Origin of the sequence: Aquitalea sp. USM4, assembly GCF_004328945.1 — a bacterium.
Classification (GTDB): Bacteria; Pseudomonadota; Gammaproteobacteria; order Burkholderiales; family Chromobacteriaceae; genus Aquitalea; species Aquitalea pelogenes.
The window spans coordinates 2628650-2648704 of the sequence record NZ_CP029539.1; the positions used below are offsets into that span (position 1 = coordinate 2628650).

Sequence of the window (20055 nt, forward strand, 5' to 3'; positions counted from 1 at the left end):
GCCAATGCCTGTATCTGGCTGAAATTGATGTTTTTTTGTCAAAAACAACGCATTTTTTTCATCACTCTCAATCAGAAATTTCATTTTTTATTCAATGGCTTGCCCTGTCATCACCGGTGACTGCCTGCCACTTTTGCGTGTTTAAAATAATATTCATTGTGGCGTTTTGTTAAACGCGTGATTAGAATTGGTGCGCCGAGATGCAATGGAAAATCCAGTTGATACAAGGATTTGACAGCTTTGGATACTGTAGCCAGGTATCGACTGTTTAAAAAATTGCCACTCGTTTTGTCAATGACAGGAGAAACAGCATGAGCAACAAGGACCTGATGCAGCGCAAGGCGGATGCAACACCGCGTGGCGTGGGCGTCATGTGTACGTTCTTTGCCGACAAGGCCAAGAACGCCGAAGTATGGGATGTGGAAGGCAACCGTTATATCGACTTCGCCGGTGGTATCGGCGTACTGAATACCGGCCATCTGCATGCCAGGGTGCAGGCCGCCGTGGCCGAGCAACTGAACCGCTTCAGCCATACCTCGTATTCCATCATTCCCTACGAATCCTATGTCAGCGTGGCTGAAAAGCTGAACCAGCTGACACCGGGCAATTTCGCCAAGAAAACCGCCTTCTTCAGCACCGGCGCGGAAGCCGTGGAGAACGCCATCAAGGTGGCCCGCGCTGCCACTGGCCGTCCGGGTGTGATTGCCTTTGGCGGTGCCTTCCACGGCCGCACCATGCTGGGCATGGCGCTGACCGGCAAGGTGGCCCCGTACAAAATCGGATTTGGCCCGTTCGTAGGCGAGATCTACCACGCTGCTTATCCGAATGCCATGCACGGTGTGTCGGTTGAGGATTCGCTGGCCAGCATCGAAAAGCTGTTCAAGTTCGATATCGAAGCCAAGCGCGTAGCCGCCATCATCTTCGAGCCGGTACAGGGCGAGGGTGGTTTCAATATCGCACCGACAGAGTGGGTGGTGGCACTGCGCCAGCTGTGTGATACCCACGGCATCGTGCTGATTGCCGACGAAGTGCAGGCCGGCTTTGCCCGTACCGGCAAGCTGTTTGCCATGGAGCACTACCCGGTTGCCCCTGACCTCACCACCATGGCCAAGTCGCTGGCCGGTGGCTTCCCGCTGTCCGCGCTGGTGGGCAAGGCCGAGCTGATGGATGTGTCGGCTCCCGGCGCGCTGGGCGGCACCTATGCCGGCAGCCCGCTGGGCCTGGCTGCGGCCGGTGCGGTGATTGATGTCATCCGCGAAGAAAACCTGCTGGAGCGTTCCAACAAGCTGGGCGACTTGCTGAAGGAAAAGCTGCACAGCCTGAAACGCGACATTCCGCAGATTGCCGACGTGCGCGGCCTGGGTGCCATGGTGGCTGTTGAATTCAACCAGCCGGGCACGCACCAGCCGGATGCCGAATTCACCAAAAAGGTACAGACCAAGGCGCTGGAATCCGGCTTGATCCTGCTGACCTGCGGGGTGTACGGCAATGTGCTGCGTTTCCTGTTCCCGCTCACCATCGAAGACGAAATCTTCGCCGAAGCGCTGGCCAAGCTGGAAGCCGCGCTGAAGGCCTGATGCCGGATTGCCGCCTGGCTGGCCTGTGTGCCGGGCCTGGCGGCCCCGGTGTGCTGTAAGCACGGGCGTGCACCGCCGCTGCCTGCCGGTAGCGGCAGGGTGCCGCCTGTGTCCAAGAAGTAATGTGGGTCATTTCAAAAAACATAAAACAATAAAACGACATGACTGGCGGACCTGCCCACGCGGGCTGCCGGTTTTGGGAGAATCTTTCATGAGTGCTTCATCGCAAGGCTTGAGCCACGGGCTCAAGCAACGTCACGTCACCATGCTGTCCATTGCCGGTGTGATTGGTGCCGGCCTGTTTGTGGGTTCCGGCCACGCCATCGCTGAAGCCGGCCCGGCCGTGCTGCTGGCCTATGGCATGGCAGGCCTGCTGGTGGTGCTGGTCATGCGCATGCTGGGTGAAATGGCGGTTGCCTCGCCGGATACCGGCTCGTTTTCCACCTATGCCGACCGTGCCATCGGGCACTGGGCCGGTTACATCATCGGCTGGCTGTACTGGTGGTTCTGGGTACTGGTGATTCCGCTGGAAGCCAATGCCGCCGCCACCATTCTGCATGCCTGGTTTGCCAGCGTGCCGATGTGGGCCTTTGCACTGGGCATCACCATCTTGCTGACCATCACCAACCTGTTCAGCGTGAAGAACTACGGCGAGTTCGAGTTCTGGTTCGCGCTGGTGAAAGTGGTGGCCATCGTGGCCTTCCTGGCCGTGGCCGGTGCGGCCATGTTCGGCCTGATTCCGGGCAGCCAGGTCAGCGGTACTGCACGCCTGTTCGACCAGGGCGGCTTCATGCCCAAGGGCTTTGGTGCGGTGCTGGGTGCCATGCTCACCACCATGTTTACCTTCCTGGGTACCGAGATTGTCACCATTGCTGCGGCCGAGTCGGACAATCCGCAGCAGCAAATCACCAAGGCCACCAACTCGGTGGTATGGCGGATCAGCTTGTTCTACCTGGGTTCCATCTTCGTGGTGACCGCCCTGGTGGCCTGGAACGACCCGCAACTGGCCGCCCTGGGTTCCTACCAGCGTACCCTGCAGCTGATCGGCATTCCCAATGCCAAGGCCATTGTTGACGTGGTGGTACTGGTGTCGGTGGCCAGCTGCCTGAACTCCGCGTTGTATACCGCCTCACGCATGCTGTACTCGCTGTCCAGCCGTGGCGATGCCATCAAGATGTTTGGCGATATCGCGCCCAACGGCACCCCGCAAAAGGCGGTACTGGGTTCCATGGTGGTGGGCTTCATGACCGTGATTGCCAACTACCTGATGCCCAAGGAAGTGTTCGACATCCTGCTGGCCACTTCCGGCACCATCGCCCTGCTGGTGTACCTGGTGATTGCCATTTCCCAGCTGCGCATGCGTCAGCGCATGGAAGCCAATGGTGAAACCCCGGCCTTCCGCATGTGGATGTTCCCGACCCTGACCTGGATCGTGATTGTCTTTATCTGTGCCGTGGTGGTGTTGATGGCCATCCGTCCGGAACATCAGGTAGAAGTCATCAGTACCGGCCTGTTGTCGCTGGCCCTGCTGGTGGTGGGCTGGGTGCGCTCGCGCATGTACGGCACACCGTGGATGGGTTCGCGTGAAGCCAAGGTGGCCACACAGTCCTGATCAGACAGGTTTTCCGATCAAATCCCTTCCTTTGCCCTGTTCGACCCAGAGCATTACTTCCACCCCCGTCAGGGGGTTTTTTTTATGCAGCTTCTGGCCTGAGCAGACGTGTACTTTTGCTTACACAAGGCACACGTTTGCTTACACGGCTGGTTTGTCAGCGGTTCTATAATATGAATTAATGCAAACCGATGTGTCGCAGCCTGTCTCCGACCATCAGTGAACTTGTCTGCGCCCGCACTGCCTCAGGCAAATGCATGCGACATGCCGGATGGCACCTTGCCATGCATATCCAGCCTTACGACTGCAGACGGCAATCCACCGCCTGCGACGCGGACCCAACCCTGCCGGTGCCGTGCATGGCACGCATCGCAATGAGGAGATCACGATGAAAAACCTGATGACCACCCTGGTGGCTGTTGCCATCGCCTCGGCCAGCCTCAGCGGCTGTGCCAACATGAACGAAACCCAGCAAACCACCGGCACCGGTGCCGCCGTGGGTGCTGGTGTTGGCGCCTTGCTGGGCGCGCTGACTGCCGGTGGCCATACCGGTCGCAGCGCAGTAACCGGTGCTGCCGTGGGTGCGGCATTGGGGGCTGGTGGTGGTTATCTGTGGTCGCAGCATATGCAAAAGCAGAAAGAGGCCATGGAAAAAGCCTCGCAGGGTACTGGTGTCAGCGTGAGCCAGACCGCCGACAACCAGCTCAAGCTGAATATTCCGAGCGATGTCTCGTTTGACTCCGGCCGTTACGACATCAAGCCGAATCTGCGTCCGGTGCTGGACCGCTTTGCCACCACCCTGCAGCAAAACCCGGTCACCACCGTGCGCATTGTCGGCCATACCGACAACACCGGCAGCGATGCCATCAATAATCCGCTGTCAGTCAATCGTGCCAGCTCCACCCGCGATTACCTGGTCAGCCACGGCGTGGCTGCCAGCCGCATCAGCATCGACGGCATGGGCTCGCGTCAGCCGATTGCCGACAACAGCACCCTGGCTGGCCGTGCCGCCAACCGCCGTGTGGAAATCTTTGTCGGCGAAGCTGGCAAGTAAGCACTCAGCAAGCGCATCGCGCAGTCGGCAAAAAGCCCCCGCAAGGGGGCTTTTGCATGTCGGACAGGCCTGGCTGGTGTCAGCTGTTACGGCTTTGCTCCAGTGCTTGCAGAAAGTATTCCAGTACCAGATTGGGCCGTCGTCCCTTGCGCATGGCCACGTTCAGCGGAATGTCGTAACAGAATTGTTGCGGATGCAAGGGACGCATCACCCCTTGCGCCACCCAGCCGGCGGCAAAGTGGTCCGGCAAAAAGCCGATATAGCCGCCGGTGAGAATCAGAAAGGCAATGCCTTCCCGGTCTGACGCGGTGGCCGTGCAGTTGAGCGCATGGTGTTGCGCCATGGCGTCCACGGTCAGCCGGTAGTTGGGGGCGATGGCTTCGGCGCTGTGCAGCTCGTCCTGGCTGATATCGCTGTCGGCGCGGGCAAAGAAGGGGTGTTCGCGGCTGCAATACAGCAGCGAATGTTCTTCGTACAGCGGCAGGTAGTCCAGCCCGGACAGCGGGTTGATCAGCGGCACCACGCCCACGTGCAGGTGGCCGTCCTGCACGCCCAGTTCGATTTCGCTGGGGGTGGTCATGGAAATATTGATGCGCACCCCCGGCCCGCGCGCACTCAAGGATTTGAGCGCATGGGTCAGGTGCATGTGCGACTGGGTGACCAGATTGTTGATGATGCCGATGTTCAGCTCGCCGCGCAGCTGGTGGTGCAGCTGGTTCACCTCGGTGCGGAATTCCTCGATGGCCGACAGCATGGTCTGGCTGGCGTGCAGCACGGCCCGGCCTTCGTCGGTGAGGGCAAAGCCGGCGCGGCCACGCTGGCACAGGCAAATACCCAGCCGCTTTTCCAGATCGCCCATGTGCAGGCTGATGGCGGAACGGCTGATGCCCAGCACGCTTTCCGCAGCGGAAAAGCTGCCGCATTCGACTACGGTCTTGAACAGGCGCAGCAGGCGGATATCAAAATCGCTGACCTGGCCCAGGGATTTTTTTTTGCTCATCAGTTGAGTATTTTTGAAACTGAAGATAAGAAATTCGGGATTTATCTCAACATATCACCTGGTTCAAGCTATGCCAAGCAACAAGCTGCCCATGTACCAACGGGTGCCGGATGGCTGTTGCATGGTGTGGGGCTGCGCAGTGCTACCGGGCTATCCGCCATGATGTCGGCTGCGCCTTGCTGCATCTTGCTGCGCGACTTGCGTGCCAACAGCCGACATCGCATGATCGACACCACGACTGCCGGTTAACGTTGCAGCGCGGTGCATCTCCCTGTGAACTGTCCCATGCCCGAGGAATATCTGTTTTATGCCGCAAATCGTGTTTGAACGTGAGGCACCGCAACAAGAGCTGATCGATGCCGCGCTGGCTGGCAGCGTCAACCGCCCGTTCTGGGGAGATGATGTGGCGCACCTGCGCCGCAGTTTCCCTCCGCTGCAAGGCAAGGCCAGTGCTGATCTGGCCATTGTCGGCGGTGGTTTTCTCGGCCTGTGGACCGCCATACTGGCCAAGGAACGCAACCCGTCGCGCTCGGTCACCCTGCTGGAAGGCCGGCAGGTGGGCTGGGCTGCGTCCGGCCGCAACGGCGGTTTTTGTGAAGCCAGCATCACCCATGGCGAGGAAAATGGTGAGCAGCGCTGGCCGGAAGAAATGCCGCAGCTGGAGGCCCTGGGCCTGCAGAATCTGGATGAAATCGAAGCCACCATCCGCCGCTACGGCATCGACTGTGACTTCGAGCGCACCGGCGTACTGGTGGTGGCGGTGGAGCCCTATCAGGACGAGCAACTGCGTGGCGAAGGTTATATGGATGCCGCGCAGATCCGCGCCGAGCTCAATTCGCCCACCTTCCTGTCCGGCATCTGGGAAAAAGACAGCACGGCGATGATCCACCCCGGCAAGCTGGTGCTGGAACTGGCGCGGGTGGCGGTTGAGCTGGGTGTGCAGATTCACGAACAATCCGCCGTCACCGCGCTGCACAGCCGCGGCAGCCGGGTGCGGCTGGCGACGGAGCAGGGCGAGCTGGATGCCGCCCGCGTGGTGCTGGCCACCAATGCCTTCCCCTCGCTGCTCAAGCGTTACCGCTGGCACACCATCCCGGTGTACGACTATGTGCTGATGACCGAGCCGCTCACTGAGCAACAGCTGGCGTCCATCGGCTGGCACAACCGCCAGGGCATTGCCGACATGGCCAACCAGTTTCATTACTATCGCATCACCCGCGACAACCGCATCCTGTTTGGCGGCTACGATGCCGTCTACAACTTTGGCGGCAAGGTGGATGATGCCTATGACGACCGCCCGGCTTCGTTCACCCGGCTGGCCAGTCACTTCTTTACTACCTTTCCGCAACTGGCCGGGCTGCGCTTCAGCCATCGCTGGGGCGGGGCCATCGATACGTCTACCCGTTTTTGTGCCTTTTTTGCGCTGGCGCGTGGCGGCAAGGTGGCCTATGCCGCCGGTTTTACCGGTCTGGGCGTAGGGGCCACCCGCTTTGCCGCCAATGTGCTGCTGGACAAGATAGAAGGGCTGGACACACCGCGAACCCGCTTGCGCATGGTGCGCGAAATACCGCCACCGTTTCCGCCGGAGCCGCTGACCTATGTCGCTGTGCAGGCCACGCGCTGGTCGCTGAACCGGGCCGACCACAACCATGGCAAGCGCAATCTGATGCTGCGCACCATGGATGCGCTGGGCCTGGGTTTCGATTCCTGAATCCGTTCGTCCTTTTCTGACCATCCAAGGAAGCAAGCATGTCCAATCCCTTTGCCCTGCTGGCCAATCTCAGCGTGGACGCCACGCGCATTGCGCTGGAATATCGCGAAGTCCCGGCCGATCAGGTCATGAGCGGCCCCGCCCGGGTGGGCACGGCCGAGCTGGGCCAGTTGCACGGTTGCAGCATCGGTGTGTGGGAAATGTCGCCCAGTGTCACCACCGATGTGGAAGTGGACGAATTCTTCATCGTGCTGTCAGGTAAGGCCAGCGTGCAGTTTGCCGATGGCCGCCCACCGCTGGAATTGCAGCCCGGCACCGTGGGCCATCTGGCTGCCGGCACCGCCACCACCTGGGTGGTGACACAAACACTGCGCAAGATCTACATCGCCTGAGCGGCACAGACCGCCCGGCACAACAATGGCAAGGCAGGAGGAAGAAACATGGAAGTGCGCAACAACTACATCAATGGCCGTTGGCAAGCCTCGGTCAGCGGCGCTACCCGCGAAGTCATCAACCCGTCCAATGGCGAAGTGATTGCCCTGGTCACCGACAGCGTGGCCGAGGACAGCAAGCAGGCAATTGCCGCCGCGCGCCATGCCTTTGACCATGACGGCAGCTGGAGGCGCATGGCCGGGCCCAAGCGCGCCGACATGCTGCTGCGTATTGCCGATGCCATTGCCGCCCGCGCCGACGAGCTGGCGGTGATGGACACGCTGGACAATGGCAAGCCACTGCGCGAAGCGCGCTGCGATGTGGACGATGCGGTGGCCTGTTTCCGCTATTACGCCGGGCTGATCACCAAGCCGCAGGGTGGGGTGTATGAAGTCAGCGACGGCTTTGGCCCGATGCATGCTTATTCCATGCACGAGCCAGTGGGCGTGTGCGCACTGATCACCCCGTGGAACTACCCCTTGCTGATGGCCACCTGGAAACTGGCGCCGGCGCTGGCGGCGGGCAATGCTGTGGTGTTCAAGCCCAGCGAAGTCACCCCGCTGTCAGCGGTGGCCCTGTTTGAAATTTTCGATGCCGTCGGCCTGCCTCCGGGCACCGCCAACCTGGTGCTGGGCAGCGGTCCGGCCGCCGGGCAGGAACTGGCCGCCAGCCATGATGTGGACATGATCACCTTCACCGGCAGCACTCGCACCGGGCAGACCATTGCCGCCGCGGCAGTGGGTAACCTGAAAAAAGTGGGGCTGGAACTGGGTGGCAAGTCGCCCAACATCATCTTTGCCGATGCCGATCTGGAAGGCGCGGTGGAATGGGCGATGATAGGCGTGTTCTTCAACCAGGGCGAAGTATGCTCGGCCGGTTCGCGCATCCTGATTGAAGAAAGCATCAAGGACCGCTTTGTCGCCCGACTGGCCGAACGCGCCAATGCCATGACTATTGCTCCGGGCATGAAGGATGCCGACATGGGCGCGATTGTGTCCGCCGCGCAGCTGGAAAAGGTGCTGGGCCATATCGAGCGCGCCAAGCAGCAAGGCGCAACACTGGTATGTGGCGGGGAGCGCTATGTCGAGGGCGAGTGCGCCAACGGTTACTTTGTGCGGCCTACCATCTTCGACAATTGCACCCGCGACATGGACATCGTGCGCGAGGAAGTATTCGGCCCGGTGGTGGCCATCCAGACTTTCACCTCGGAGGCCGAAGCCATCGCCATGGCCAATGACACGCCCTACGGCCTGGCTGGCGGGGTGTTCACCAGCGATGGCGCACGTGCACTGCGGGTGGTGAAGGAAGTCCGTGCGGGCGTCACCTGGATCAACTGCTACAACCCCACCTTCAACGAAGCACCGTGGGGCGGCTACAAGATGAGCGGCTATGGCCGCGATCTGGGCGTCAACGGCCTGCTGGAATACCAGCAGGTGAAGCAGGTGAGCATCAATCTGCAACCGGGCCTGGTGGGCTGGTATCCGCAGCGCGGCTAAACTCCGCCACGATTGACCGAACAGGGCGCTGCCAGTGTGGCCGCGCCCTTTTTGCTGGCTTCAGCCTGTTGCCTGTCGCTGGCGCAGCGCGCTTTGCAAGGCCGGGAAGGCTTGTTCCAGTTGTTGCAGCAAGGCGGGAATCAGCGGACTGCCCAAGTCGCTGGACAGGATTTCCAGCTGGCCGGCGGCATTCACCATGGGGCTGGCACCAAACAGCGCGGCATTGCCCTTCAGGGTATGGGCCACCCGTTTCAGGCGGGTGCTGTCTCCAGCGGCCAGCGCCTGATGCAGGCTGTGCATTTCACCTGGAAAGCTGTTGAGAAAACTGTCCGCCACGATGTCGACGATTTCCGCATCCTGCTGGCCCAGTGCTGCCTGATAGTCAAACGAGATGGGCGCTGCCCTGGTGTGGCGTTGCAGCAGTTGTTGCAGGTCGGCCGCGCGCACCGGCTTGCTCAGGTAGTCGTCCATCCCGGCGGCCAGGCATTGTTCCCGGTCGCCCTGCAAGGCATTGGCGGTCATGGCAATGATGGGCAGGTGCTGGCCTGGGGCTTCTTGCTGTCGGTAGCGCCGGGTGGCTTCCAGTCCGCCCATCACCGGCATCTGCATGTCCATCAACACCAGGTCGAACTGTTCTTGGGCCAGGATTTCCAGTGCTTGCCGGCCATCTTCGGCCAGGGTGGCCTGATGGCCCCAGCGTTGCAGCAGATTGATGGCCAGCTGCTGGTTGACCACATTGTCTTCCACCACCAGCACCCGCAAGGGCTGGCTGTCGTATTTCAGTTTGGCCGGGGGCGTGCTGGTGCTGGCGCAGCAGGGGGTGTCGCCCAGTGCCTGCAGAATGGTTTCCTGCAGTTCGGACTGCAACACCGGCTTGGCAATGTGGCAGCAGATGCCGGCTTGCTGATACAGCCTGCTGTCCTGTGTGCTGGCCGAGGACAGCATGATGAGCCGCGGTGCCGCTTGCAGACCCAGTGCCTGGATGTGGCGGGCGGTGGTCAGCCCGTCCATGTCCGGCATCATGCCGTCCAGCAGGACAAAGCGGTAGGACTTGCCCGGCTGTTGCAACAGGGCCAGCGCACGGGCACCGCTGTCGGCTGTATCGACACTCACTCCCCAGTGCGCCAGGGTTTCTTGCAGGATGTCGCGGTTGATGCGGTTGTCGTCCACCACCAGTGCATGACTGCCGCGCAGCGCGTCCGGGTTCAAGGGGACCGGCAGTTGCGCTGCGGCCACGCGGGTAAAACGGATGGTGAAGTGGAAGGTGCTGCCATGTCCGGGGCGGCTTTCCAGCCACATCTGGCCATGCATCATGTCCACCAGCCGTTTGCAGATGGACAGTCCCAGACCGGTGCCGCCGTATTTGCGTGTGGTGGAACTGTCGGCCTGGACAAAGGCTTCAAAAATGCTTTCCTGCTGTTCGCGGGCAATGCCGATGCCGCTGTCGCTGACCGAAAACTTGACCACCACTTGTTCGCCTTCCTGTTCCAGCAAGGAGGCGCGCAGCAAAACTTCGCCGTGCTGGGTGAACTTGATGGCATTGGACAACAGGTTGAGCAGGATTTGCCGCAGCCGGCCCGCATCGCCCAGCAATACCGGCGGAATGTCCGGGGCCATGCGGCAGGCCAATTCCAGGCCTTTTTGTTCGGCATGCATGGCCATGTTCCTGACCGTACTGGCCAGCACGCTTTCCAGCCCGAAGGCGGTCTGGTCAATCACCATCTTGCCCGCTTCCAGCTTGGAAAAATCCAGGATGTCGTTGATGACGGTGAGCAACGCTTCGGTGGAGGATTTCACCACATCCAGGTATTCACGCTGCTCCCGGTTCAGCTCGGTATCCAGCGCCAGTTCGGTCATGCCCAGAATGCCGTTCATCGGCGTGCGGATTTCATGGCTCATATTGGCCAGGAATTCGCTCTTGGCGCGGTTGGCGGCCTCGGCCACTTCGCGGGCCTGGCGCGATTCCCGTGCCAGCAGTTTGAGTTCGGTAATGTCGGCAATGGTGCCGATCAGCCCGGCAATGCTGCCATCGGGCCGGGTGAGGGTGGCCTTGTGGATGATGCCGTAACGTACCGTGCCATCCTGGTGCTGCAGGGTGGTTTCATAGCTTTGGCGCGACACTTCGTTCAGCAGCTCGCGGTCTCGGCGCTGGTGGTAGCTGGCCAGCTCCGCATCCAGCAGGTGTGCGGAGGTTTTGCCCAGGAAGTCTTCGCGCCGGATGCCAAACAGTTCGGCAAAGGCGCGGTTCATCAGCTGATAGCGCAGGTCCGGCCCTTTGACATACACCGGCATCGGCATGGCTTCCACCAGTTCCTCGACAAAGTGCAGCTGCTCTTGCAGGCGCTCGCTGGCCTGATGCCGGGCGGTGATGTCGGTGCGGATGGCGACAAACTGCTCGGGCTCCCCATGCTCGTCGGCAAAGGGCACGATGGTGGCGGCCACCCAGTACAGGCTGCCATCCTTGGCGCGGTTGCGGATTTCTCCGGTCCACACCTTGCCGGCGCGAATGGTGCGCCACATCTCGGCAAAGAAGGCCGGTGAGTGCAGGCCGGAATTCACCAGATTATGGTTGCGCCCGATCAGCTCTTCCCGGCTGAAGCCGCTGATCTCACAGAATTTGTCGTTGGCATAGCTGATATTGCCGTAGCGGTCGGTAATGCTGACGATGGCGTGCTGGTCCAGCGCAAACTTCTGGTTCTCCAGTGCCTGCCGGGCCTGGCGGATGGCCTGCTGGCCATGCTGGCGGTAGGCCACCAGTGCGGAGACGACATTGATCAGCCCTTCCAGATCGTCCTCTGGCTGTGCGCTGTCTGGCTGGCCGGTTTCCTTGCGCAGCAGGCGAATGGTGTCTTGCAGGCGGGCAATGGCCTGCTCGCGCTTGCCCAGTTCCGCCTGCAGGCGCTGGTTGGCCTCGCCCAGCTCGGCCGAGCTCAGTTCCAGGCTGCGGCTGCGCAGGCTGATGTCGCGGTCTTGCTGGCTGTAGCTGTCGCCCACTCTTTGCAGCAAGCCCGTAAAGCCGCGCAGGGCGGTGGCGATGGTCGGGTCGGTGTCTGCCAGCCCGGCCAGCCGCTCAAAGCCGTCCAGCACCTGTTGCAGGCTGGTTTCATCGGCAATGCCCATGGTGCGCCTGAGCTGGCGTAGCAGTGTGTTTTGCATGCCTGTCCTGCTGATTTCAATCTGTTTGCGCGATTTCACGCAGGGTGGTGATGGTCATGGTCTGGTTGTGCAGCCGGCTGGGCTGCCCCACGGCAAAGGGGCTGATTTCGCCATTGGAATAAAAACCGGCCAGTACCATCTGGCTGCCCAGTACGTCGGCCACGGCTTCCACTTCTTCATCCACCCGGTCGCCCATCACCAGCTTGCGTCCCACGCAGGATACCAGCAGCGCCAAGCTGTCTTGGTGGCCTGCTTTGTTCAGCCGGGCAGCCATGGCAGACTGCTCCGCCCCGTGCACCAGGCTGTCGGTGCCGGCATGCATCAGTTTCAGCTGGCTGTCGCTGGTCAGTTCACCGGCCAGGGTCAGACTGCCATCCTGTTCGTTCACGCCCAGAATAGTGCGAATCACGCCCTGGTCTTCGCCGCAGCGTCCCAGCATGGCAAACGGAAACAGCAAGCCGCTGCCGGGCAGGTCGCTGGCGTATTCGCCCAGATAGCGTTTGTACACTTCCAGCGCCGGTGCGCCATCCAGTTCGTACAGAATGTTCTGCTGGCAGCGGCTGACCTGCCGTGCCGGGCCAAACGTGGTCCAGCCACCGCAGGAGCCATGTCCCACTTGCAGCTGCCGTCCATACAGGCCGACGGCCACCAGCTGGTGGTCGTTCCAGCCGGACTGATGCAGGGTGAAAGTCTGGCAGAAACGGCCATTATCGGCAGCCATGCCGCCCACCACCGGAACGGTATCACCCAATACCTGTTGCAGGCCATCCAGCAGGGCGGTGCCGTTGATATCGGTGCCGGGTGCCAGCAGCAATAGCAGTTGCAAGTCATCCGCCTGCAAGGCCGTGGCCAGCCGTTGGCCTGCGGCCTGTGAATCCTGCATGCCGTCCAGCACGGTGGTGGCACTGGTCACACGGGTGTGGTCAAAGTGGATGGCCGTCAGCACCGCGCTGCCTTCATCCACGCCCTGGCTGGCAATCTCGCCTGCGGTCGAACAGCCCAGCACCACACAGCCAGGCAAGGCCGCTGCCAGGCTGGAGAGCAACGTCCCCCCGTCAAAATAGGCGGGTGCGGCAAACACCAGCAGCAGTTGTGGTGCCAGCGTTTGTAGCGCGGCAAGCTGGTCGGGTGCTGGCTGGTCATGATGGAGGCTAAGCTGCCGTATCTGCATGATGTGCTCTTGGCTGGGAGTTGGCCTGTCTTTGATTCTGGGCCATGGACGGGCAATGGCAAGGTGGATGTATCGTGATGGACTATCGCAGCATTTGCGCCAAGCCGACATGACAATTGTCATGTCGGCTTGGTAAAGCTCGGTGAGCCTTCGCAAAGAAGGCGAGGCTCCCTTTCAGGGAAAGGGCGGGGGGATTGGGATTCGATGGACAGGCTGCGGCATCAATCACTGGGTCGAAAGGCCCGGCTTGGCCGGGTCCGGTAGAATCGCACCAAATCACTTTGTCAGCAGCCTGAGATGACAATTGTCATGTCGGCTTGGTAAAGCTCGGCGAGCCTTCGTAAAGAAGGCGAGGCTCCCTTCGGGCCTGGTAAACCCCAAACCGCCTTGGTCTGCTATGCTGCGACACGGATTTTGTGGAGACAGGCATGCAAAGACTCACCATTTCGCTGAGCGACGAGCTGGCACAGGCATTTGACGAATGGATGACCCGGCGCGGTTACAGCAGCCGGTCCGAGGCGGTGCGCGACATGCTGCGCCGCGAACTGGGCGAGGACAATCTGGCCAGCGAGCAGGGCGGCCCCTGCGTGGCGGTGCTCAGCTATGTGTTTGATCATCACGAGCGGCAACTGTCCGCCCGGCTGACCGGCTTGCAGCACGACCACCACGACCTGGCGGTGGCCACCATGCACGCCCACATCAGTCATGAAGATTGTATCGAAACGGTAATCCTGCGCGGCGACAGTGGCGAGGTGGAAAGCTTTGCCCGTTCGGTGATTGCCGAAACCGGGGTGCGCCACGGCCAGGTGCAGCTGATTCCGGTCAAGCCTTCAGCCAGCACGGGCCTGGGTTATCGCAAGAAATCCGGCCGCTGATCCAGTTATTGCCTTAGTTATTGCCTTGCTAGGAGCGACCCATGCCGAAGCGGCGGTAACGGCCAGCGTTGGTGCCATGCTTGTGCCGGTGGCCATGCTGGTGCGGATGGCTGTGCACCTGCCCGTCGGCATGGCGATGCGGGTGGGCATGCAGCAAATGGGTGCGTGCCAGCAGGGCGTGGTCGGACAGGATGTCGGCCGGGCTGCCCTGTGCCGCCACCTGGCCGTCGGCCAGCACGATGACGTGGTCGGCAATGTCGGCCACGCTGTCCAGGTCGTGGGTGGCGGTGATGATGGTGCGCCCCTGTCCCTGGCTTTCCTGCAGAAAACGGATGACTTCGCTCTGGCTGGCCGGGTCCAGCGCGGCGGTGGGTTCGTCCAGCAGCAGTACTTCGGGTTGCATGATCAGCACCGAGGCCAGCGCCACCCGTTTGCGCTCGCCACCGGATAGCCGGTGTGGTGCGCGCTGTTGCAGATGGCTGATGCCAAACTGCTGCAAGCTGGCGTCAATCGCGCTGCGGATTTGCGCTTCCGGCCAGCCCAGTTGCAGCGGGCCGAAGGCCAGTTCGTCAAACACCGTGGGGTTGAACAGTTGCACGTCCGGGTTCTGGAACACCAGACCCACCCGGCGGCGAAACGCATAATGGCTGGCTTCATCCGCCAGCGCCGCCTCGCTCAGCACCTCACCAAAGGCACGCAGCTCGCCTGCCGTGGCGAAATACAGCCCGTCCAGCAGGCGCAGCAAGGTGGATTTGCCCGAGCCATTGGCCCCCAGCAGTGCCACCCGGCTACCGGCGGCAATCTCCAGTGACACCGCGTGCAAGGCAGCATGCTGCTGATAGTGATAACTCACCCTGTCCAGGGCAAAAACCGGTGTGCTCATGCGTGATTCCAGACAATGACCAAGGGCAGCGCCAAGGCCAGCAGCAGCGCGCACCAGTCGCGCTTGCGGGTGTGAAAATTGTGCAGCAGGTAAACCTCGCCCCGATAGCCGCGTGACACCATGGCCATGTGCACCTCGCTACTGAGCTGCAAGGCCTTGCCCAGCAGCACGCCGCTGGTGCTGGCCACCAGCTGGCGGGCCATGCGGCCCGATGGCGGAGCCAGCAGGCGGCTGCGGCGCGCTTCGAACATCTGGCTGGCGGTTTGCAACAGCACAAACACATAGCGATGCGTCATGCCCAGCAAGGCCACCAGCAGCACCGGCACGCCCAGGCTGCGCATGGCCTTGAGCACATGCATCCACGGCGTGGTCAGCATCAGCAGCAGGGCAAAGCTGGCCGAAACTTCGGCCCGGCCCAGCAAAAAGGCGGCGCTGGACAGCCCTTGCCGGGTGATGTGCCAGTGCAGCAGCGGCAGGGTGAGCAACCGTTCACCCGGCACCATGAAGATGGCAGGCAGGGCCAGCATGCCGCTGAACAGCAGCACGCTCAGCCATGCCTGGCGGTACAAGCGGGATAGCGAGATTTGCGATGCCAGCGCCAGCACTACCGCCAGCACAAACAGCAGTAGCAGCGTGGTGAGCTGGCTTGCCAGCAGGGTGGCGGCCAGCACCGCCAGCAAGGACAGCAGCTTGATGCGCGGGTCCAGTTGTTGCAGCAGGCCGGGTGTGGCGCTGATGGCTTCGGCATCCAGCGCATGCTCCATCACCTGCTGCAAGCCATGCACCATGCGCTCGGCAATATTGCCGTGATGGCGGTGCTTGCCGGCCAGAAACGATTGTTCACTCACTGCGGCAGGCCACGCTTGCCGCCCAGCCGGGCCAGCAGCAAAAGGCACAGCAGGATCAACCCGGCACCAAACACGGCGGACAGCACATAGCCAAAAGCCGGGCTGTGAATGAAGGCCGGGGCATAGTCGGGGAAGGGGGCGGACCACAAACCGGCCAGTCTGGACAGGCCCTCCGGAGCGCTATCCGGCAAGGCATGCAGGCCGGATGCCCGGATGATTTCCTGACGGGCCGCCGGGTTGGCAAAGTCTTCCGCACCCCATTCCCCCCAGGCGGTTCCGGCTGCCAGCAGGCCCAGCGGCGACAAAATCATCAGCCCTGCCAGGCCATACCACAGCTGACGCACGCTGCTGCCCTGACGGCTGCCTGCCGTGGTGATGTTGGCAGAACCGGCCAGCAAGGCCGGATGAGCGCGTTGCAGATAAGCCACCAGACCGGCACTGAGCAGCATTTCCGCCAGCCCGGCAAAACTCAGGTGGCCAATCATCATGGCCGGAATGGCCACCGACAGCGGATAAGGCGCGTACAGTGGGGTGCCGCTGGCGTCGTGAAACAGCATGGGTTGCACGCCGAATTCGATGGCGGCCAGCAGGGCAGAAGCATTGATGGCGAGATAACCGGCCAACCCGGCTGCCACCACGCGGCGGCGCGAGGCCAGCGGCGCACCGGCAGCCAGCAGGCGATAACTGCCCCAGGCCACTAGCGAACCGACGATGGCCATGTTCAGGCTGTTGGCACCAAAGCTGCTGATGCCGCCATCACCAAAAAACAGCGCCTGAATCAGCAAGGCCAGCGAGATGGCAATGATGGACGCCCACGGCCCCAGCACGATGCTGACAATGCCCATGCCCACCGCATGGCCGCTGGTGCCGCCGGGCAGGGGCAGGTTGAACATCATGATGACAAAGCTGAAAGCCGAGAACACGGCAAACAATGGCACCAGCCGGGTGTGCAGCAGGCGTTTGGCACGCTGGTAGGCCAGCAGCCAGAACGGCAGGGCAATGGCCAGGGTCACGACGCAGGTGGACGGGCTGAGATAACCATCTGGAATGTGCATGCGCTTGCCTTTCTCGGGCCTGTCACCGGAAAACATGGTGCAGGCTGTGTATGAATATTTTTTAAAATGTATGAAATCTTAGCAAGACTCATGCCATCTGTCATGACGTTGTCAGTGCTGCCGGGCGGGGCGTGCAGCGTGCAGCTGCGGGCTGTAAAGCGGCTGGCGGTGAGGGCTGGCGATGCAGGTGGGGGTGGAAAGCGGCTATGCAGTGCTGCACCAAAGCGAGCAGTACCTGACCGTTCTGGTGCATGCCGGGGTGGGTTTCAGCCTGCGCCCTGGGCTTCTATTTCCACCAGCAGGTCGGCACGGCAGATGTCCGCCTGCACATACACCACGTGGCTGTCTTCGCCCAGCTGTGCCAGTACCGCCGCACGCACGGCGGGATAGTCGGCGGCATGGCGTACATACACCCGGTAGTCCAGCCCGGCAAGGGTGAAAGGCTGACGCGGCTGCTGACGGTTGGCCTGTTCCAGCAGGATGGCGATATTGGCAAAGGTTTCCGCGGTTTGTGCGGCCACATCACCTACATGCACGGTAAGGTGGCCAATAATGCTGGCGGTGCCGGAAATGAACAGCCATTGCGCGCCAGGCTGACCGGCCAGCGCGGCGCGGCTGAAGGTGGGGCTCACCGGGCCGTATTGCTGCGGGTAGGCAAAGGCGCTGACCTGGCGCGGGTTCTCGATGGGCAGGGCAGGGCTGTCTGCTGCCAGAAAGGCAATGCTGACCGGGCCATCTGCCGTCCCCAGCGCACAGGCGGCCGGACTGCCATGCACCGGACGCCGGCTGCCGGCAAAAGCCTGATGGCGGCCGATATTGAACTGGCGGTAGCGCTCCATGCCGTGCTCCTCGACATTGATGCGCGGAATGTAATTCCACACCCGCCACAGGTGCGGGCAGTGCTGTGCGTCCAGCAGGGCAAACAGCTGGCGGTAGGCGGTCTCGGCCAGGGCCTGCAAGGCGGTGGCTCCGTCCTGCATGGCAAACTGCCCTTCATCCAGTGTGATGACGCCAAACAGCAGGCCGCCTGCGCGACGGTAATGAATGTCATGGAAGCGGCCATCCTGCGCTGGCAGGCTGGTATGCCAGACTTCCTGCATGCCCGCCGTAGCCGGGCCCAGCACCGGCATCCGCACGGATTGCAAGGGCCAGTCCGGCTGCTGATCGTCCCGGCCCAGCCGGCACATGCCCAGAATCTGTGCAGGAGCGATAGCCACCGGGCCAAGCGGATGAGGGAAGGTGTAGTGCAAACGGGTATCGGGGTACATGCTGCCAGCTGCGGTAAGGGAAGTTGTCGACAAAAGGGTTTAACGGCCAGACGGCACGCCGCGATCCAGCTGCATGGCATGCGCACGCAAGCGTACCAGCCATGCACTGCCAAGGCCCAGCAGGGTACCTGCCAGCACATCCAGCGCCACATGCTGTTTTACCGCCAGGGTGGAGTAGGCAATGGCCACACACCACAGCAGGTTCAGTCCTTGCAGCGCACGGCCCCAGTTCAGCACTTTAAGGCGCCAGTGCAGCCAGACTCCGGAAAATACCGCAGTTGCCACATGCAGCGACGGGAAGGCATTGCCGGCGGTATCCACGTTTTTCAGAAAGGCCACACCGGGATATTGCTGCCAGTCTATGTCTGGCGGGGCAATGGCATTGGGCCAGAAATAAAACACCAGCAGTCCGCTGAGGCAGGGCAGCGCCACTTTGTAGCCGTAACGGATGATTTCACGGTGTGACAGCATCAACACCGGTGGCAGCGACACATAAACCCATAGCGACAGGTAAACCGGCAAGGCCCAGGGCTGAAACGGCAGCCAGCGATCCAGAGCACTGGCCGGCACGATATGGACTGCGCCAGCCGGGTGATGCAGCAGGTAAACATAGGCGACAAAAAACAGCAGGGTAAAACCCATGGTGCCGAACATCTTGAACCAGAAGCGGGTGAAAACCGTCGCCAGAAATCCATCCTCGCCTTGGCGATAAAGAATGCCCTTGTTCAAATCAGCTCCTTGACACATATGCAATAGTCTGTCTGCCGCCGTGTGGCAAGCAAGTGGGCATATTGTTATACTCGCGCTTCATTTTTTTGCTGCTGTAGTCCTTGCCGTCCAAAAGGTAACAGCATGCCTCAATCGCCATGCGCCAGGTGATAGCGCGTGACGACCGGCGATGATACCGAAACACTGTGACATTGGCGATTGCGGGCAACTTGTTTATTAATACCGATACGATTATTGCAAATCATGGAACAACACTCTTCTGAATCGAATACACCAGACCTGGCGCTGGAAAGCGAAATTGCCGGTCTGATCGTTTCCGCGCTGAATCTTGACATTGCCCCGGCGGAAATTGTTCCTGATGCGCCGCTGTATGGTGATGAACTGGGAATCGACTCCATTGATATCCTGGAAATCGCGCTGGTCATGTCCAAGCAGTTTGGCGTGCAAATGAAAGCCGACAACGAAGACAACTCCACCATTTTTGCCTCCTTGCGCAAACTGGCGGCTTATATTCGCGAGCATCGCAGCAAATGACCCGGCTGTGGCGCAGCATGCGCCTGGCTGTACTGGCGCTGGCCGGCCTGTTTTATGTGGTGATGGATTATCTGGCGTCCTCCTCCCGTCATCCGCCGCTGTATGCGGTGGTGGTGGGGGCGGCACCGCTGACCCTGGGCCTGCTGACGGCGGGCTGGAATTCACGCTTCCGCTGGCCTGTCATGCTGCTGGCAGCTGTCGTGCTGCTGGCCATTGCGCTCAATGTTGACCAGTTGCTGACCCATGCCGCCTGGTTCTACCTGTTGCAGCACGCCGGCATCATGTGCGGCCTTGGCTTCATGTTCGGCAGTACCCTGGGCAGTCACGAGAATGCCCTGTGTTCGCGTATCGCCCGCATCGCCGTTGCCGGATCGCTGGATGCAGCTTACTTCCACTACACCTGGAAAGTGACGCTGGCCTGGACGCTGTATTTTGCCTTGTCCGCCTTGCTGTCGCTGGGTCTGTTTGCGCTGGCACCCCTGTCGTGGTGGGCATTTTATGCCGCCGTGTGCACGCCGCTGTCACTGGGCCTGATGTTTGGCGGCGAATACCTGGTGCGCCGGCTGGCTTTACCGGACAGCCCCTCGTTCAGCATCGCCCACACCATACAGTCATACCGAAAGTACACGCAGGGCCGTGACACCAGCCAGTAGG

General features: G+C 61.4%; 18 protein-coding genes. 10 read left to right on the forward strand and 8 right to left on the reverse strand.

What is annotated here, in order from left to right:
• Positions 1-311 precede the first annotated feature (311 nt).
• The 3 genes from gabT to DKK66_RS12185 all read left to right on the forward strand — a co-directional run bounded on the left by gabT (position 312) and on the right by DKK66_RS12185 (position 4243).
• Positions 312-1577, forward strand: coding sequence for a 4-aminobutyrate--2-oxoglutarate transaminase (gene gabT, locus DKK66_RS12175; protein ID WP_131358411.1), 1266 nt, complete (start codon positions 312-314; stop codon positions 1575-1577).
• A 211-nt stretch (positions 1578-1788) separates the two neighbouring features.
• Positions 1789-3189, forward strand: a complete 1401-nt coding sequence (gabP, locus tag DKK66_RS12180) for a GABA permease (protein WP_045847475.1) — start codon at positions 1789-1791, stop codon at positions 3187-3189.
• A 388-nt stretch (positions 3190-3577) separates the two neighbouring features.
• Positions 3578-4243, forward strand: coding sequence for an OmpA family protein (locus DKK66_RS12185; RefSeq protein ID WP_131358414.1), 666 nt, complete (start codon positions 3578-3580; stop codon positions 4241-4243).
• A gap of 79 nt (positions 4244-4322) precedes the next feature.
• Here DKK66_RS12185 and DKK66_RS12190 read toward each other — a convergent pair whose 3' ends face one another.
• Complete coding sequence (locus tag DKK66_RS12190; RefSeq protein WP_062787629.1) at positions 4323-5243, reverse strand: LysR family transcriptional regulator; 921 nt, start codon at positions 5241-5243, stop codon at positions 4323-4325.
• Positions 5244-5246: 3 nt separating this feature from the next.
• Between DKK66_RS12190 and DKK66_RS12195 the strand changes: the two genes are divergently transcribed.
• From DKK66_RS12195 to DKK66_RS12210, 4 genes are read left to right on the forward strand one after another with little or no spacing between them, the layout of a single operon-like run.
• Positions 5247-5492, forward strand: a complete 246-nt coding sequence (locus DKK66_RS12195; RefSeq protein ID WP_131358417.1) for a hypothetical protein — start codon at positions 5247-5249, stop codon at positions 5490-5492.
• 58 nt (positions 5493-5550) lie between these two features.
• Positions 5551-6954, forward strand: a complete 1404-nt coding sequence (locus DKK66_RS12200) for an FAD-binding oxidoreductase (protein WP_131358420.1) — start codon at positions 5551-5553, stop codon at positions 6952-6954.
• 38 nt (positions 6955-6992) lie between these two features.
• Positions 6993-7346, forward strand: coding sequence for a cupin domain-containing protein (locus DKK66_RS12205; protein ID WP_045847471.1), 354 nt, complete (start codon positions 6993-6995; stop codon positions 7344-7346).
• A gap of 48 nt (positions 7347-7394) precedes the next feature.
• Positions 7395-8882 carry an aldehyde dehydrogenase family protein gene (locus tag DKK66_RS12210; RefSeq protein WP_131358423.1) on the forward strand — a complete coding sequence of 496 codons (1488 nt, stop codon included), beginning with the start codon at positions 7395-7397 and terminating at the stop codon, positions 8880-8882.
• Between the two features lie 60 nt (positions 8883-8942).
• Here the strand turns inward: DKK66_RS12210 and DKK66_RS12215 are convergent, their stop codons facing one another.
• Together DKK66_RS12215 and DKK66_RS12220 are read right to left on the reverse strand one after the other, a co-directional pair.
• Positions 8943-12038 (reverse strand): response regulator, encoded by a 3096-nt coding sequence (locus DKK66_RS12215; RefSeq protein WP_131358426.1) that lies wholly within the window; start codon positions 12036-12038, stop codon positions 8943-8945.
• Positions 12039-12054: 16 nt separating this feature from the next.
• Positions 12055-13209, reverse strand: a complete 1155-nt coding sequence (locus tag DKK66_RS12220) for an FIST signal transduction protein (RefSeq protein WP_131358429.1) — start codon at positions 13207-13209, stop codon at positions 12055-12057.
• A 428-nt stretch (positions 13210-13637) separates the two neighbouring features.
• On the opposite strand from DKK66_RS12220, the gene nikR reads away from it, so the two are divergent.
• Positions 13638-14084 carry a nickel-responsive transcriptional regulator NikR gene (gene nikR, locus DKK66_RS12225; protein WP_045847464.1) on the forward strand — a complete coding sequence of 149 codons (447 nt, stop codon included), beginning with the start codon at positions 13638-13640 and terminating at the stop codon, positions 14082-14084.
• Positions 14085-14112: 28 nt separating this feature from the next.
• Here the strand turns inward: nikR and DKK66_RS12230 are convergent, their stop codons facing one another.
• The 5 genes from DKK66_RS12230 to DKK66_RS12250 form a co-directional block, all read right to left on the reverse strand.
• Positions 14113-14967 carry an energy-coupling factor ABC transporter ATP-binding protein gene (locus DKK66_RS12230; RefSeq protein ID WP_131358432.1) on the reverse strand — a complete coding sequence of 285 codons (855 nt, stop codon included), beginning with the start codon at positions 14965-14967 and terminating at the stop codon, positions 14113-14115.
• On the reverse strand, positions 14964-15815 hold the full coding sequence (gene cbiQ, locus DKK66_RS12235) for a cobalt ECF transporter T component CbiQ (RefSeq protein WP_131358436.1): 852 nt from the start codon (positions 15813-15815) through the stop codon (positions 14964-14966). Before cbiQ ends, DKK66_RS12230 begins: the two co-directional genes overlap by 4 nt.
• A complete protein-coding gene (cbiM, locus tag DKK66_RS12240) occupies positions 15812-16870 on the reverse strand; it encodes a cobalt transporter CbiM (RefSeq protein ID WP_131358439.1) in 1059 nt (352 codons plus the stop codon). The genes cbiQ and cbiM overlap by 4 nt, the downstream gene beginning before the upstream one ends.
• Positions 16871-17136: 266 nt before the next feature.
• Positions 17137-18138 carry a hypothetical protein gene (locus tag DKK66_RS12245; RefSeq protein ID WP_242673488.1) on the reverse strand — a complete coding sequence of 334 codons (1002 nt, stop codon included), beginning with the start codon at positions 18136-18138 and terminating at the stop codon, positions 17137-17139.
• 39 nt (positions 18139-18177) lie between these two features.
• On the reverse strand, positions 18178-18867 hold the full coding sequence (locus DKK66_RS12250) for a phosphatase PAP2 family protein (protein WP_131358442.1): 690 nt from the start codon (positions 18865-18867) through the stop codon (positions 18178-18180).
• A 243-nt stretch (positions 18868-19110) separates the two neighbouring features.
• Here DKK66_RS12250 and DKK66_RS12255 point away from each other — a divergent pair, with 243 nt between their 5' ends.
• Positions 19111-19401 (forward strand): phosphopantetheine-binding protein, encoded by a 291-nt coding sequence (locus DKK66_RS12255; protein WP_131358445.1) that lies wholly within the window; start codon positions 19111-19113, stop codon positions 19399-19401.
• On the forward strand, positions 19398-20054 hold the full coding sequence (locus DKK66_RS12260) for a hypothetical protein (RefSeq protein ID WP_131358448.1): 657 nt from the start codon (positions 19398-19400) through the stop codon (positions 20052-20054). Before DKK66_RS12255 ends, DKK66_RS12260 begins: the two co-directional genes overlap by 4 nt.
• Position 20055 lies beyond the last annotated feature (1 nt).